The sequence below is a fragment of the Streptomyces venezuelae genome, assembly GCF_008642295.1.
Lineage (GTDB): Bacteria > Actinomycetota > Actinomycetes > Streptomycetales > Streptomycetaceae > Streptomyces > Streptomyces venezuelae_C.
Map to the genome: position 1 here is coordinate 1,947,853 of NZ_CP029190.1, position 14,469 is coordinate 1,962,321.

The 14,469-nt window shown below is 72.7% G+C and carries 8 protein-coding genes, 1 pseudogene and 1 riboswitch; of the genes and pseudogenes, 3 read left to right on the top strand and 6 right to left on the bottom strand.

Annotation, left to right across the window (positions count from 1 at the left end; genetic code table 11):
* Positions 1 to 49: 49 nt before the first annotated feature.
* Positions 50 to 2,977: a bifunctional GNAT family N-acetyltransferase/acetate--CoA ligase family protein gene (locus tag DEJ50_RS08455; protein WP_150206955.1), complete on the bottom strand. Its 2,928-nt coding sequence runs from the start codon at positions 2,975 to 2,977 to the stop codon at positions 50 to 52.
* Between the two features lie 184 nt (positions 2,978 to 3,161).
* On the opposite strand from DEJ50_RS08455, the gene DEJ50_RS08460 reads away from it, so the two are divergent.
* Positions 3,162 to 3,443 (top strand): HPr family phosphocarrier protein, encoded by a 282-nt coding sequence (locus DEJ50_RS08460; RefSeq protein WP_150206956.1) that lies wholly within the window; start codon positions 3,162 to 3,164, stop codon positions 3,441 to 3,443.
* Positions 3,444 to 3,648: 205 nt separating this feature from the next.
* Here DEJ50_RS08460 and DEJ50_RS08465 read toward each other — a convergent pair whose 3' ends face one another.
* From DEJ50_RS08465 to DEJ50_RS08480, 4 genes are all read right to left on the bottom strand, one after another.
* Complete coding sequence (locus tag DEJ50_RS08465; protein WP_150206957.1) at positions 3,649 to 4,338, bottom strand: GntR family transcriptional regulator; 690 nt, start codon at positions 4,336 to 4,338, stop codon at positions 3,649 to 3,651.
* A gap of 157 nt (positions 4,339 to 4,495) precedes the next feature.
* Positions 4,496 to 5,296 (bottom strand): M23 family metallopeptidase, encoded by an 801-nt coding sequence (locus tag DEJ50_RS08470; RefSeq protein ID WP_150206958.1) that lies wholly within the window; start codon positions 5,294 to 5,296, stop codon positions 4,496 to 4,498.
* A gap of 12 nt (positions 5,297 to 5,308) precedes the next feature.
* Positions 5,309 to 5,468: riboswitch (cyclic di-AMP (ydaO/yuaA leader) on the bottom strand.
* Positions 5,469 to 5,674: 206 nt separating this feature from the next.
* The gene (locus tag DEJ50_RS08475; RefSeq protein ID WP_150212004.1) at positions 5,675 to 7,057 is read right to left on the bottom strand and encodes a M16 family metallopeptidase; all 1,383 of its coding nucleotides are present in this window, start codon (positions 7,055 to 7,057) and stop codon (positions 5,675 to 5,677) included.
* Between the two features lie 20 nt (positions 7,058 to 7,077).
* Positions 7,078 to 8,433, bottom strand: coding sequence for a M16 family metallopeptidase (locus DEJ50_RS08480; protein ID WP_190344365.1), 1,356 nt, complete (start codon positions 8,431 to 8,433; stop codon positions 7,078 to 7,080).
* A 293-nt stretch (positions 8,434 to 8,726) separates the two neighbouring features.
* On the opposite strand from DEJ50_RS08480, the gene DEJ50_RS08485 reads away from it, so the two are divergent.
* Positions 8,727 to 11,183: a DNA topoisomerase (ATP-hydrolyzing) subunit A gene (locus DEJ50_RS08485; RefSeq protein WP_150206960.1), complete on the top strand. Its 2,457-nt coding sequence runs from the start codon at positions 8,727 to 8,729 to the stop codon at positions 11,181 to 11,183.
* A 134-nt stretch (positions 11,184 to 11,317) separates the two neighbouring features.
* Positions 11,318 to 13,396, top strand: a pseudogene (locus DEJ50_RS08490) (restriction endonuclease).
* Here the strand turns inward: DEJ50_RS08490 and DEJ50_RS08495 are convergent.
* A complete protein-coding gene (locus DEJ50_RS08495) occupies positions 13,375 to 14,457 on the bottom strand; it encodes a CobW family GTP-binding protein (RefSeq protein WP_150206961.1) in 1,083 nt (360 codons plus the stop codon). The pseudogene DEJ50_RS08490 and the gene DEJ50_RS08495 sit on opposite strands and share 22 nt — an antisense overlap.
* Positions 14,458 to 14,469 lie beyond the last annotated feature (12 nt).

A 14,469-nucleotide genomic window follows, 5' to 3' on the forward strand; every position in this document is an offset into this window, starting at 1 on the left:
GGCCCGTGGCGACTCCCCCGGCCTCGCCGTGCGCGGCCCGGTGGCCGGCTCAGTAGCTGGGGAGGGTGCGCGGCCCGAGGTCGGTACGGGCGGGCGGGTGGGCGATGCGGACGGAGGCGCTGAGGACGGAGAGGCCCTCGGTGGCGACCACCACGGGTTCGAGGGTGACTCCGACCACTTCCGGGTGGTCGTCGACCAGCCGGGACAGCCGGAGCAGCAGGTCCTCCAGGGCGGGCGTGTCCACGGGGGTGCTGCCCCGCCAGCCGAACAGGAGGGGTGCGGTCCGGATGGAGCGGATGAGTTCGGCGGCGTCCCGGGCGGTGGCGGGGACGAGCCGGTGGGCGGTGTCGCCGAGCAGCTCGGAGGCGACCCCGGCGAGACCGAAGGAGAGGACCGCTCCGGCGGCGGGGTCGATCACGGAGCGGATGACGGTGTCCACCCCGCGCGGGACCATCGACTGGACGACGGGCTGGAGCTCGGCGGGCTTCCCGAGGGCCTCGGTCAGCTCCTCGTACGACCGGCGCAGTTCCGCCTCGGTGGTGAGGTCCAGTCGTACCCCGCCCAGGTCGGCGCGGTGGCGCAGGTGCGGGGCGGTGGTCTTGAGGGCCACCGGGTAGCCGAGCCGGCGGGCTCCTTCGGCGGCGGCGTCGGGGGTGGGTGCGGGGAGGGTGGGCAGCACGGTGATCCCGTAGCGGGCCAGCAGCTCGTGGGCGTCGGGGTCCGCCAGGGTGACGGTCTCGGTCGCGGCGACCGGGCGGAGCAGGCCGGCCAGCTGGGCGGCGGCGCCGGCCTCGTCGATGTCCTCGTACTCGGGCACGCTGCCGGCCTCGGCGTTGGCGCGGCGCCAGTCGGCGTACCGGACGGCCTGGGCGAGGGCCCGGACGGCCCGCTCGGCGGCGGGGTAGGCGGGGATCCGGGCGGGGCCGGCCGGATCGGCGGGCGCAGGGCGAGCCGGGTCCGCGGAGCCGGGCGCCGGCGAGTCCGGTGCCGATGGCGCTACGGCCCGGGCGGGGGCCGGCGCCGGCTTCGGGGACGGGGCCGGGTCCAGGGACGGGGCCGGGTTCGAGGACGGGGCGGGGTTCGGGGACGGGGCGGGGGACGGTCGGGGCCGGAGGCCGGGACCGCCGCTTCGCGCGGCGGACAGCGCATCCGCCAGCTCCCCCAGTTCCACATGGACCACCAGGACGGGCTTGGCCGGCCCGGCCTCGACCGCCGCCCGCAGGGCCTCCGCCAGGTCGTCGGCGAGGCCGGGCTCCCCCACCGAGGGGATGGCGGTGACCACGACCGCATCGTTGGCCTCGTCCGCCAGCGCCCGGGCGAGAGCCTCGTGGAAATCGGCCGGGGTGGCCTCCGTGGTCAGGTCGAGCGGCGGATGCGGGCGCAGCCGCTCCCAGAGGCAGGCGTCGTACGTGAGGACTCCGAGCGACTCGGAGTTGCCGAGGATGCCGACGCGCGGGCCGGCCGGCAGCGGCTGGGAGGCCAGCAGCAGGCCCGCGTCCACCAGTTCGGTGACCGTGTCCACGCGGATCACGCCGGCCTGCCGGAGCAGGGCCGAGACGGTGGCGTCGGGCAGCCGGGTGCCGGGCACCGCGTGTCCGGCGGGGGTGGCCCCGCTGTGCCGGCCGCCCTTTGCGACGACCACCGGCTTCACGGCGGAGGTGCGGCGTGCGAGCCGGGTGAACTTCCGCGGGTTGCCGAGGGTTTCGAGGTACAGCAGGGCCACGTCCGTATCGGGGTCCTCGTACCAGTACTGGAGGATGTCGTTGCCCGAGACGTCCGCCCGGTTGCCGGCCGAGACGAAGGAGGACAGGCCTTCGCCGCGCCGGAGCAGGCCGGAGAGCAGGGCGATTCCGATGGCGCCGGACTGGGTGAACAGGCCGATCCGGCCGCGGGCGGGCGCGGGGGCGGGGGTGAGCGAGGCGTTCAGGCTCACCTCGGGCGAGGTGTTGATCACACCGTAGGCGTTGGGGCCGATGATCCGCATGCCGTACGACCGGGCCTGGCGCACCAGTTCGCGCTGCCGGCCCTGGCCTTCGGGGCCGCTCTCCCCGTAGCCGGCGGAGAGGACCACCAGGCCCTGGACCCCGTGTTCGCCGCAGGCGGCGACCGCCTCGGGGACCCGCTCGGCGGGGACCGCGACCACGGCGAGGTCGACCGGGGCGCCGATGCCGGCGAGGCTGCGGTAGGCGCGGACCCCTTCGAGGAGGTCGCCGGCTATGCCGGGGGCGAGCGCGTCGTTCACGGCGTACAGATGGCCGCGGAAGCCGCTGTCGCGCAGGTTGCGGAGGGCGGCGGCGCCGACGCCGGCACCGGACCGGCTGACGCCGATCACCGCGACCGAGCCGGGGGCGAGCAGCCGCTGCACCGAGCGGGCTTCGGCCCGCTGTTCCCGGGCGCGCTGGACGGCGAGGGACTCCGCGGTGGGTTCGAGGTCGAGGGTGAGGTGGACGGATCCGTCCTCGAAGCTGCGGCGCTGCTGGTAGCCGCCGTCCTTGAACACCTTGATCATCTTGGTGTTGGCGGGCAGCACCTCGGCGACGAAGCGGCGGATCCCGCGCTCGCGGGCCACCGCGCCGATGTGTTCGAGGAGGGCGGAGGCGACCCCGCGGCCCTGGTGCGCGTCCTGGACCAGGAAGGCGACCTCGGCCTGGTCGGCGGTGCCGGAGGCGGGGCGGCCGTCGGGGCCGATCCGGTCGTAGCGGACGGTGCCGATGAACTCCCCGCCGATGGTGGCGGCGAGGCCGACCCGGTCCACGTAGTCGTGGTGCGTGAAGCGGTGCACATCGCGGTCGGAGAGCCGGGGGTGGGGGGCGAAGAACCGGTAGTACTTCGACTCGTCCGAGACCTGTTCGTAGAAGCTGACCAGACGGCCGGCGTCCTCGGTGGTGATGGGCCTGATCCGGGCGGTGCCGCCGTCGCGCAGTACGACGTCCGCTTCCCAGTGGGCCGGGTACGAAGGATCCGACGCGGTGGTCATGGCCTGATCCTACGGCCCGAACGGGCCGCGAAGCGCTCGCGCGGCGCGTTAGGCGGGTAGGGGCAAACCGGTGCAAGCTGGGAAAACTCTAACGACGGAGGATCCGGGCCGAAGGTCGGTCGGAGCATTCGGGGCGCCGTGAGAGACTGGTCTAGACAACCGTAAGAACCTGAAGGGCATCACCATGGCAGAGCGCCGCGTCAACGTCGGCTGGGCCGAGGGCCTGCACGCTCGTCCCGCCTCGATCTTCGTCCGTGCGGCGACCGCTTCCGGCGTCCCGGTGACCATCTCGAAGGTGGACGGCAACCCCGTCAACGCCGGTTCCATGCTCGCGGTGCTGGGCCTGGGCGCCCAGGGCGGCGAGGAGATCATCCTCGCGTCGGAGGCCGAGGGCGCGGAGGCGGCGCTCGAGCGCCTGGCGAAGCTGGTCGCGGAGGGCCTCGAGGAGCTCCCCGAGACGGTCTGACCCCTCGGGTTCGTCCCGAATAGAGATTTCTGCGGCGGAGCCGCGGCCCCGGAGGACGGGGGCCGCGGCTCCCGTCGATTTCGCGGGGCCGATTATCCGGGACCGCGGAAAAACACCCCGCGATTACTTCCCCATTCCGGGCAGCAGTATATTTCCGTCCGGCTCGGCATCCGGCGCTATTCCGGTCCTTTGTATACGGCTTCTGTTAATGCCGGCCGCTCGACATGTTTACGGCAGGTTGCGAAGTCCTCACCGGCCCGGCGCCGGCCCGGTGCACCTTCATCCGGTGCGCCTCGCCGGCCCGCTCCGCATGCGCCGCGGTCAGCGCCCGCGCCCGTTCCGCGTCGCCGCGGGCCACCGCGTCCACGATCGCCCCGTGCTCCGCCCAGGACTCCGCCGGCTTGGCCGGCAGCTGCACCGCGTACATCCAGGCCACCTTGTGGCGCAGCTGGGTCAGCAGGGCGATCAGCCCGGGGCTGCCGGAGGCCTGGGCCAGGGTCTCGTGGAACCAGCCGCCCAGGGCCCGGAGATCCTCGCCCTGGCCCTGCCGGGCCCGTTCCCGGCCCAGCCGGACGAGACCGCGGAGCACCTTGAGGTGCGCGTCGGTGCGGCGCCGGGCCGCCCGCGCAGCCGCCAGCGGCTCCAGCAGCAGCCGGAGCTCCAGCAGGTCGGCCGCCTCCTGCTCGGTCGGCTCGGCCACGCAGGCGCCCGCGTGCCGCCGGGTGGTGACGAAGCCCTCGGACTCCAGCGTGCGCAGGGCCTCGCGCACCGGGACCCGGGAGACCCCGTACCGGCGGGCCAGCAGTTCCTCGGTGAGTCTGCTGCCGGGCTCGAAGACTCCGGTGACGATATCGTCGCGGATTGCCGTACACACCGCGTGCGCAGGAATACGCAAGACCGGACCTCCGCTTATTACCGACGCCGTTATCCCCACCCTATTGCAGCACACGATTATTTCCGAGTGGGGCCGGAAAGCAAAAGAAGAAGACCCCCGGCTCGATGAGCCGGGGGTCTTCTTCGATGCTGCGGGTGCTACCGGGCGGGCTCCGGAATCAGATGCTGACGCCGTGGCTGCGCAGGTAGGTGATCGGGTTGATGTCCGAGCCGTAGTCCGCGCCGGTCCGGGCCTCGAAGTGCAGGTGCGGGCCGCTGGAGTTGCCGGTGGACCCGGACAGGCCGATCTGCTGGCCCGGGGTGACCTGCTGCCCCGCGGTGACGCTCAGGGAGAGGAGGTGGCCGTACTGGGTGTAGGTGCCGTCGGCGTGCTTGATGACGACGTTGTTGCCGTACGCGCCGCCCCAGCCGGCCTCCACGACCGTGCCGAGACCCACCGAGCGGACCACGGTGCCGGAGTCCGCGTGGAAGTCGATGCCGGTGTGGCTGCCGGAGGACCACATGCCGCCGCCGGCCTTGTACTGGGTGGAGACGTACGAGTCACCGAGCGGAGAGACGAAGGTGTTCAGCCGCTTGCGCTCGGCCTCGCGCTCGGCGCGCTCCTTGGCCTCGCGCTCGGCCTTCGCCTTGGCCTCGGCCATGCGCTTCGCCTCGGCGGCCCGCTGCTGCGCCTCGGCCTCGGCCTGCGCCTTGGCGGCGGCGGCATCGGCGGCGTGCTGCTGGGCTGCGGCCTGGGTCTCGATGTCACCGGCCAGGTCGTCGGCGACCACGACGGCGTTGAGATTGCCGGTGTCGGTGCTCGCGTGATCGTTGTCCGCGGCGAAGGCCGGAGCGGCGAAGGAGCCGACGACACCGGTGGTGGCGAGGGCTGCGATCCCGGCAATGCCGGCGGTCTTCTTGCTCAGACGGCTGGAACCACGGTGCTTGCCGGAACCGGCGGCACGACTGCCGAACGCCATGAAGGGGCTGGTCCTTTCCTTCCCTCTCGCCTACCGGGTTAGCTGACGGGTTCGGAGCAGGAAGGTCTCCTACGGCCCCCCTCTTTCGAGGCGGACCGATTCACCCCAGGGACTGATGTGGGTCCCCGGCTCCCCAGGCTCGCGCCTGACGGGGACTCGGCGATTGCTGCCCGGTGCCGCGGGTGCGGCAGTTACAGCTGACGGACAGCGGGACCGACGCTAGGCGGATCATCAGCCAATCGCCAAACAGACGCGCCTTTTTGTTGCGTACGCCACACGGCATACGGGGAACCACCCACCTAACCGGACATTCGGCCAAGGAAAGGGGCCTTGGTGGATGAACCACCAAGGCCCCGGCCTCCGGGCGCCGCCCGCAGGTCAGTTGGCGACCACCGTCACCTCACCGATGCCGAGCGCCCGCACCGGCCCCTCGATCTGCGCCGCGTCGCCGACCAGGACGGTGACCAGACGGTCCAACGGGAAGGCGCTGACCACCGCCGAGGTCGCCTCCACCGTGCCGGTTCGCGCCATCCGTGCGTAGAACTCCGCCTGGAAGTCGTCCGGAAGCTGCTGCTCGACCTGGTCTGCGAGGGTGCCCGCGACGGAGGCGGCCATTTCGAACTTCAGCGGGGCGACGCCCACCAAGTTCTGCACCGCCACGTCCCGTTCGGCATCGGTCAGGCCGCCCTCCGCCAGCGTCCGCAGCACCGTCCAGAGGTCCTCCAGCGCCGGACCGGTGTTCGGGGTGTCGACCGAGCCGCTGATGGCGAGCATGGACGCACCGGTTGCCCCCTCCGGGGACGTCGGGGAGGTGGAGCGCAGCACCTGCCCGAAGGCGCGGACGCCGTAGGTGTAGCCCTTCTCCTCGCGCAGCACCCGGTCCAGACGGGAGGTGAGGGTGCCGCCCAGGCAGTACGTGCCGAGCACCTGGGCCGGCCAGACGCGGTCGTGCCGGTCCGGACCGACACGGCCGATCAGCAGCTGGGTCTGGACCGCGCCGGGCCGGTCCACGATGACCACGCGGCCGGCATCGTCGGCGGTCACCGGGGTGGCCGGCCGCCGCTCCGCGCTGCCGCCGGTCCAGGCGCCCAGGGTGTCCGCCAGAACGGCGCTCAGGTCCGTGCCGGTGTAGTCGCCGACGACCACCGCGGTGGCGGCTGCCGGGCGGACATGGGCCTCGTAGAAGGCGCGTACGGCCGAGGAGTCGATCCGGGCCACGGTCTCCGCGGTGCCCTGGCGCGGCCGGGACATCCGCAGGGTGGCCGGGAAGAGCTCCTTGGACAGCTGCATGGCGGCCCGGCGCTGCGGGTTGGCCAGCTCGTGCGGGATCTCGTCGAGCCGGTTGCGGACCAGCCGGTCCACCTCGGCGTCGGCGAAGGCGGGGGCGCGCAGCGCCTCGGCGAGCAGCGCGAGGGCCTTGGGCAGCCGGGAGGCCGGGACCTCCAGGGAGACCCGGACGCCCGGGTGGTCGGCATGCGCGTCGAGGGTGGCTCCGCAGCGCTCCAGCGCCGCGGCGAACTCCTCGGCGGAGTGCTTGTCGGTGCCCTCGGACAGCGCCCGGGCCATGATGGTGGCCACGCCGTCCAGTCCGGCCGGTTCGGCGTCCAGCGGGGCCTCGAGGATGATCTCGACGGCCACCACCTGCTGGCCGGGCCGGTGGCAGCGGAGCACCGTCAGGCCGTTGTCCAGGGTGCCGCGCTCGGGGGCCGGGAAGGCCCACGGGCGGGCCTCGCCGGCCTGCGGCTGCGGGTGGAAGGTCATCGTGACGGCTGCGGTGTCGCTCACTGCTCCGCCCCCTCGTTCTCGTCGTTCTCGGCGGTCTCGGCGCCCTGTTCGGCCAGCGGCTCGTACACCAGCACCGCCCGGTTGTCGGGGCGCAGCCGGGCGGCGGCCACGGCCTGCACCTCCTCGGCCGTGATGTCCAGCACCCGCCCGACGGCGGTCAGCGCCAGCTGCGGGTCGCCGAACAGGACGGCGAACCGGCACAGTTCGTCGGCGCGGCCGGCCACGGTGCCCAGCCGGTCCAGCCATTCGCGCTCCAGCTGGGCCTGGGCGCGCTCCATCTCCTCCGCGGTCGGGCCCTCGGCGGCGAACCGCGCGAGCTCCTCGTCCACGGCGGCTTCGATGTCGGGCACCTCGACCCCGCCGGAGGTCTTCACGTCCAGCCAGCCCATGGAGGGCGCTCCGGCCAGCCGCAGCATGCCGAAGCCGGCCGCGACGGCCGTCTGGTCGCGGCGTACCAGCCGGTTGTGCAGGCGGGAGGACTCGCCTCCGCCCAGGATGGTCAGGGCCACGTCCGCGGCGTCGCACGCGCGGGTGCCGTCGTGCGGCAGCCGGTAGGCGGCCATCAGGGCGCGGGCCGGGACCTTCTCGACGATCTCCTCGCGCAGCTGCGCGCCGATGACGTCGGGCAGCGTGCCGTCCCGCGGCGGCTGCTTGCCGTCGTGGCCGGGGATGCTGCCGAAGTACTTCTCGATCCAGGCGAGGGTCTGCTCGGGGTCGATGTCGCCGACCACCGAGAGCACCGCGTTGTTGGGCGCGTAGTACGTACGGAAGAAGGCGCGGGCGTCCTCCAGGGAGGCCGCGTCCAGGTCGGCCATGGAGCCGATCGGCGTGTGGTGGTACGGGTGGCCCTCCGGGTAGGCCATGGCGGTCAGCCGCTCGAAGGCGGTGCCGTACGGAACGTTGTCGTACCGCTGGCGGCGCTCGTTCTTGACGACGTCGCGCTGGTTCTCCATGGACTCGTCGTCCAGGGCGGCCAGCAGCGAGCCCATCCGGTCCGCCTCCAGCCACAGGGCGAGCTCCACCTGGTGGGCGGGCATCGTCTCGAAGTAGTTGGTGCGCTCGAAGCTGGTGGTGCCGTTGAGGGAGCCGCCGGCGCCCTGGACCAGTTCGAAGTGCCCGTTGCCCGGGACGCTCGCCGAGCCCTGGAACATCAGGTGCTCGAAGAGGTGAGCCAGACCGGTACGGCCCTTGACTTCGTGGCGCGAGCCGACGTCGTACCAGAGGCAGACCGCGGCGACCGGGGTCAGGTGGTCCTCGGAAAGCACCACGCGCAGGCCGTTGGCCAGCCGGTGCTCGGTCGCTGTCAGGCCGCCTGAAGCGGTCTGCTCGGTGGCCGTGTGACCCATGGGCATGTGGTCCCTTCGATCGCGATGCTGGGATTCCTGTCAGACCTGTCACTGTATGCAAGCGCGTCGGCCCGTGGAGAAGTTCCCGGGTCACTCCCCCGGGCGCCGTCCGGGCGGGACCCCAGGGTCGGAGTCGGCGTTGTCAGAGCGTGGGGCCACAATGGTCCGCGTCAGACCCAGCCCGACCAGCCCGCCCGGCCGGCCCGCCGGCCGACCCGAACAGCCCGACCAGCAAGCACCGCCCACCCGCCCGATCAGCCCGATCAGCCCGGTCCACTTGGATAAGGAGCGCCGCAGCGATGGCCCGCCGCAGCACGAAGACCCCGCCGCCGGAGGATTTCGAGGAGAAGATCCTCGACATCGACGTCGTCGACGAAATGCAGGGCTCCTTCCTCGAGTACGCGTACTCGGTGATCTACTCCCGGGCCCTGCCGGACGCCCGTGACGGCATGAAGCCGGTGCACCGCCGGATCGTGTACCAGATGAACGAGATGGGCCTGCGCCCGGACCGCGGATACGTCAAGTGCGCCCGTGTCGTCGGCGAGGTCATGGGCAAACTGCACCCGCACGGCGACGCCTCGATCTACGACGCGCTGGTGCGTATGGCGCAGCCCTTCTCCATGCGGCTTCCGCTGGTCGACGGCCACGGCAACTTCGGCTCCCTGGGCAATGACGACCCGCCGGCCGCCATGCGGTACACCGAGTGCCGGATGGCCGACGCGACCTCGCTGATGACCGAGTCGATCGACGAGGACACAGTCGATTTCGCGCCGAATTACGACGGCCAGGAGCGGGAGCCGGTCGCGCTGCCGGCCGCGTACCCGAACCTGCTGGTCAACGGGGCCTCGGGGATCGCGGTCGGCATGGCCACCAATATGCCTCCGCACAACCTGGGGGAGGTCATCGCCGCCGCCCGGCACCTGATCCGCCACCCGCACGCCGATCTCGAGGCGCTGATGCGCTTCGTGCCGGGTCCGGACCTGCCGACCGGCGGCCGGATCGTCGGGCTGTCCGGCATCAAGGACGCGTACGAGAACGGCCGCGGCACCTTCAAGATCCGCGCCACCGTGTCGGTGGAGAACGTGACCGCCCGCCGCAAGGGCCTGGTCGTCACCGAACTGCCCTTCACGGTCGGTCCCGAGAAGGTCATCGCGAAGATCAAGGACCTGGTCGGCTCGAAGAAGCTCCAGGGCATCGCGGACGTCAAGGACCTCACCGACCGTTCGCACGGCCTCCGCCTGGTCATCGAGATCAAGAACGGCTTCCACCCCGAGGCCGTGCTGGAGCAGCTCTACAAGCTGACGCCGATGGAGGAGTCCTTCGGCATCAACAATGTGGCGCTGGTGGACGGGCAGCCGCTGACGCTGGGCCTGAAGGAGCTCCTGGAGGTCTACCTCGACCACCGCTTCGAGGTCGTGCGGCGGCGCAGCGAGTTCCGCCGGACCAAGCGCCGGGACCGGCTGCACCTGGTCGAGGGCCTGCTGGTGGCGCTGCTCGACATCGACGAGGTCATCGCGCTGATCCGGGAGAGCGAGAACTCGGCGCAGGCGAAGCAGCGCCTGATGGAGCGCTTCTCGCTGAGCGAGATCCAGACCCAGTACATCCTGGACACCCCGCTGCGCCGGCTCACCAAGTTCGACCGGCTGGAGCTGGAGTCCGAGCGCGACCGCCTCACCGGCGAGATCGACGAGCTGACCGGCATCCTGGAATCCGACAGCGAGCTGCGCAAGCTGGTCTCCGCGGAACTGGCGGCGGTGGCGAAGAAGTTCGGTACCGCGCGGCGTACGGTGCTGCTGGAATCGGCGGGCGCCCAGCCGGCCGCGGTCCCGCTGGAGGTCGCGGACGACCCGTGCCGGGTGCTGCTGTCCTCCACCGGCCTGCTGGCCCGTACGGTGACGGCGGAGCCGCTGCCCGAGGGCGACGGCAAGCGGAGCCGGCACGACCTGATCGTCTCGCAGGTGGCGGCGACCGCCCGGGCCGAGGTCGGTGCGGTCACCTCGGCCGGCCGGCTGCTGCGGCTGTCGGTGATCGACCTGCCGCAGCTGCCGGACACGGCCGCCGCGCCGAACCTGGCGGGCGGCGCCCCGATCACCGAGTTCCTGTCCGCCCTGGAACCGGACGAGAAGGTGGTCTGCCTGCTCTCCCTGGACGAGGAGAACTCGCAGGGCCTGGCGCTGGGCACCGAGCAGGGCGTGGTCAAGCGGGTGGTGCCGGACTATCCGGCGAACAAGGACGAGCTGGAGGTCATCACCCTCAAGGAGGGCGACCGGATCGTCGGCGCGGTGGAGCTGCGCACCGGTGAGGAGGACCTGGTCTTCATCACCGATGACGCCCAGCTGCTGCGCTACCCGGCCGGGCAGGTGCGCCCGCAGGGCCGGCCGGCCGGCGGCATGGCGGGCATCAAGCTCGCCGGCACCGCCAAGGTGATCCATTTCTCGGCGGTGGACCCGGCCGCGGAGGCGTACGTGTTCAGCGTGGCCGGCTCGCACGGCACCCTGGACGACTCGGTGGCCACGGCCAAGCTGACCCCGTTCGACCAGTATCCGCGCAAGGGCCGGGCCACCGGCGGCGTGCGCTGCCAGCGGTTCCTGAAGGGCGAGGACCTGCTGACCCTGGCCTGGGCGGGGCACGCTCCGGCCCGCGGGGCCGCAGCGAACGGCATGCCGGTGGACCTGCCGGAGCCGGACCCGCGCCGCGACGGCTCGGGCGCGCCGCTGCCGACGGCGGTGGCCGTGGTGGCCGGAGCCCCGCTGTAGCCGGCGTTCGGCGGTAGCCGGACATTGCCGGAACCGACGGCGCAGGACCCGGGCGGGAGCAACGGCCCGGGTCCTGTCTGACCGACCCTCAATTACAGTCGGTACAGGACCGAAGGCGGGGGAAGGCACAGCGGATGAGCCGACGATCGAGCGGGCTGGTCGGCATCTGGGCCGAGGCCCAGCGGCAGCAGCACCAGGCGCAGCTGATGCAGCAGCGGGAGCTGGAGCGCCGGCAGCGGGCGTACGAGCGGGAGGCCGCGCGCGACCGCCGCGAGCAGCGGGCCGCGTACCGGCAGCACCGGGAGGCAGAGGCCCGGCGGCGGACCGAGGAGATCGAGGCGCAGGTCGCCCGGCTCCAGGGAATGCTGGCGGCCGGCTGCCGGATGCCTGCGTTCCGGCTGGCCACGATGCACCGCCCGGAGGAGATCGAACCGTTCGCCCCCGGCACACTGGCGCAGCCGGTTCCGATGCCGGAGCTCAGGGCGTTCCAGGACCCGGGCGGCTGGGGCCTGGGTGCCGCCCGCCGGGCGCAGGCCGAGCGTGCGGCCCATGCCCGCTACACCCAGGCCTGGCAGGCCGCCCATGCCGAGGAGGCGGACCGCCGGGAGCGGCTGGCGGCGTACCGCGCGCAGTACGACCGGTGGGCGGCCGAGCGGCTCGCCGAGATCCGCCGGCACAACGAGGGGCTGGCCGAGCTGGGCGGGGCACTGCGGGCCGGGGATCCGGAGGCGGTGGTGGAGTACTTCTCCGCCGCGCTGTACGCGTCCACGGCCTGGCCCTAGGAGCTGCCCCGGCAGCTGTCCGCGGCCTACGACTCCGGTGCCCGGCAGCTGGTGCTGAGCTGGGAGCTGCCGAAGTACGGGATCGTCCCGGAGGCCCGGGCCGTCCGGTACATGCCGACCGCCGACCAGGAGAAGGAGACGGCCCGCCCGGTGACACAGCGCCGGGCGCTGTACCGGGACGCGCTGGCGCAGTGTCTGCTGCTGGTGGTCCGCGAGCTGTATGCGGCGGACGAGTTCCGGGCCCTGCACTCGGTCGTGGTCAACGGCTTCGTGGACGACCACGATCCGGTGACGGGCCGGCAGGCACAGATCGTCCTGGCGTCGGTGGCGGTGGCCCGCGCTGCGTTCGACGGCCTGCACCTGGAGCAGGTCAGCGCCGTGGACTGCCTGGTGGAGGGGTTGCGCGGGCAGCTTTCCGGGCGCCCGGACCAGCTGGCCGCCGTCCGGCCGGGCCGGATGCCGGAGGAGGTCGGCGCCGGTGTGGTCACCCACGGCGGGGCGGGCCCGGAGACCGATCCGGATCTCTACGAGATGGACCCGATCGCCTTCGAGGGCCTGGTGGCCGAGCTGTTCCGGGCCATGGGCATGGAAGCGGTGACCACCCAGCGGTCGGGGGACGGCGGGGTGGACGTCGAGGCGCTGGACCCGGCACCGATCCGGGGTGGCCGGATCGTGGTCCAGGTGAAGCGGTACCGGAACACGGTGCCGCCGACGGCGGTCCGTGATCTGTACGGGACGGTCCAGGACGCGGGGGCGAACAAGGGCGTGCTGGTGACCACGTCCTCGTTCGGCCCGGGTTCGCGGACGTTCGCGGAGGGCAAGCCGCTGGAGCTGGTGTCCGGGCCGGAGCTGGTGGACCTGCTGCACCGGCACGGACTGCGCGGACGGCTGGGCGGGCCGGCCGCCGCGCGCACGGGCGGGATACCGGAGGAGCAGCGTACGGCCGAGGACCACAACGTCCTGGGGCTCTCCTGGGCAGGTGCGGTGGCGCTGGACGTGTGCGCGCTGGTGTGCACCGGCAACCGGGCCCTCGGCGACGACCACTTCGTCTACTTCAACAATCCGGGCACCCCGGACGGCTCGGTCCGCTCCCGCACCCACGCCGGGCCGGACAAGGCGGCGCTCGAGGTGTCCTTCGAGGGTCTCCCGGCCGCCGCGGACCGGCTGGTGCTGGTGGCGGCCATCGATCCGGAGGCCGATCCGGCTGCCGACCTGGCGGGGTTCACCGATGCGTACATCCGCCTGTCGGACGCGGCCGGAGCGGAAGCCGGCCGGCTCGCCGTCTCCGACGGCCGGCCCGGCGAAACGGCCCTGGTGCTCGGCTCGTTCCGGCGGCGGGCGAGCGGCGACTGGGACTTCGTCCCCGGCGGCAAGGGCTACCGGGGCGGGCTGGTGGACCTGCTGGCGGACTACGGCATCGACGTCGCCTGAGCTTCCGGTTCCGGTTCCGCCGGCTCGCCGGAGACATACCGCAGGACGCCCCACATCGTGTCGGGGCTCAGCAGTTCCGGCTCGGGCTCGCGGCAGGCGGCGAGTCCGGCGAGCAGGGCGGGGCCGTCCACGCCGGAGCCGATCAGGACGAGCTGGCTCCGGCGGGGTTCGGCGCGGCCCCAGGGCTGCGGGGTGAAGCGCAGGAACCGTCCGACGGCGTGGATCTCGTACCGGTCGTCGTGTCCGGGGACGCCGAAGTGGACGTAGCCCTTGATGCGGTAGAGACCGGCGGGCCGGGAGTCGAGGAAGTCGATGAACCGGCGCGGGCTGAGGGCCTGGTCGGAGACGAACTCGGTGCTCTCGTACCGGGTGTGTGCGTGCTCGGCGTGGTCGGCGTGGCTGTCGTCGGCCTCGGCGAGGAGGTCCTCGAAGGAGAGCTGGCCGCGGGTCTCGGTCCACGGCCGCCGGTCGAAGAGGAGCTCCGGGTCGATCCGGCCGTGGTCGGCGGGGATCACCGGGGTGCCGGGGCAGAGCCCGGCCAGCACCGCCTCGATCCGGGCCCGCTCCTCCGCCGCCACCCGGTCGGTCTTGTTGAGGACGACCAGGTCGGCGACGGCGAGGTGGCGGTCGGTTTCGGGATGCCTGGCCCGGGTGGCGTCGAACTCGGCGGCGTCCACGACCTCGACCATGCCGCCGTACCGGACCGCGGGGTTCTCGCCTGCCATCAGCATCCGGATCAGTTCCTGCGGCTCGGCGAGTCCGCTGGCCTCGATCACGATGACGTCGATCCGGTTCGCGGGGCGCGAGAGCCGCTCCAGGTAGACGTCGAGCTCGCTGCCGTCCACCGCGCAGCACAGGCAGCCGCTGCCGAGCGACACCATCGAGTCCCCGACCTGGCCCGCGACCTTCATCGCGTCGATCTCGATCGATCCGAAGTCGTTGACCACCACCCCGATCCGGGTGCCCCGGCTGCTCTTCAGGAGGTGGTTGAGGAGGGTGGTCTTGCCGGATCCGAGGAATCCGGCGAGCACGACGACGGGGATGGGCTGCCTGCTGTTCACCCGGACGATCGT

Coding starts and splice junctions, on each gene's coding strand:
- DEJ50_RS08480 (WP_190344365.1), bottom strand. CDS start 8,433: ATGCCCATGGGTCACACGGCCACCGAGCAGACCGCTTCAGGCGGCCTG.
- DEJ50_RS08455 (WP_150206955.1), bottom strand. CDS start 2,977: ATGACCACCGCGTCGGATCCTTCGTACCCGGCCCACTGGGAAGCGGAC.
- DEJ50_RS08485 (WP_150206960.1), top strand. CDS start 8,727: ATGGCCCGCCGCAGCACGAAGACCCCGCCGCCGGAGGATTTCGAGGAG.
- DEJ50_RS08460 (WP_150206956.1), top strand. CDS start 3,162: ATGGCAGAGCGCCGCGTCAACGTCGGCTGGGCCGAGGGCCTGCACGCT.
- DEJ50_RS08470 (WP_150206958.1), bottom strand. CDS start 5,296: ATGGCGTTCGGCAGTCGTGCCGCCGGTTCCGGCAAGCACCGTGGTTCC.
- DEJ50_RS08475 (WP_150212004.1), bottom strand. CDS start 7,057: ATGACCTTCCACCCGCAGCCGCAGGCCGGCGAGGCCCGCCCGTGGGCC.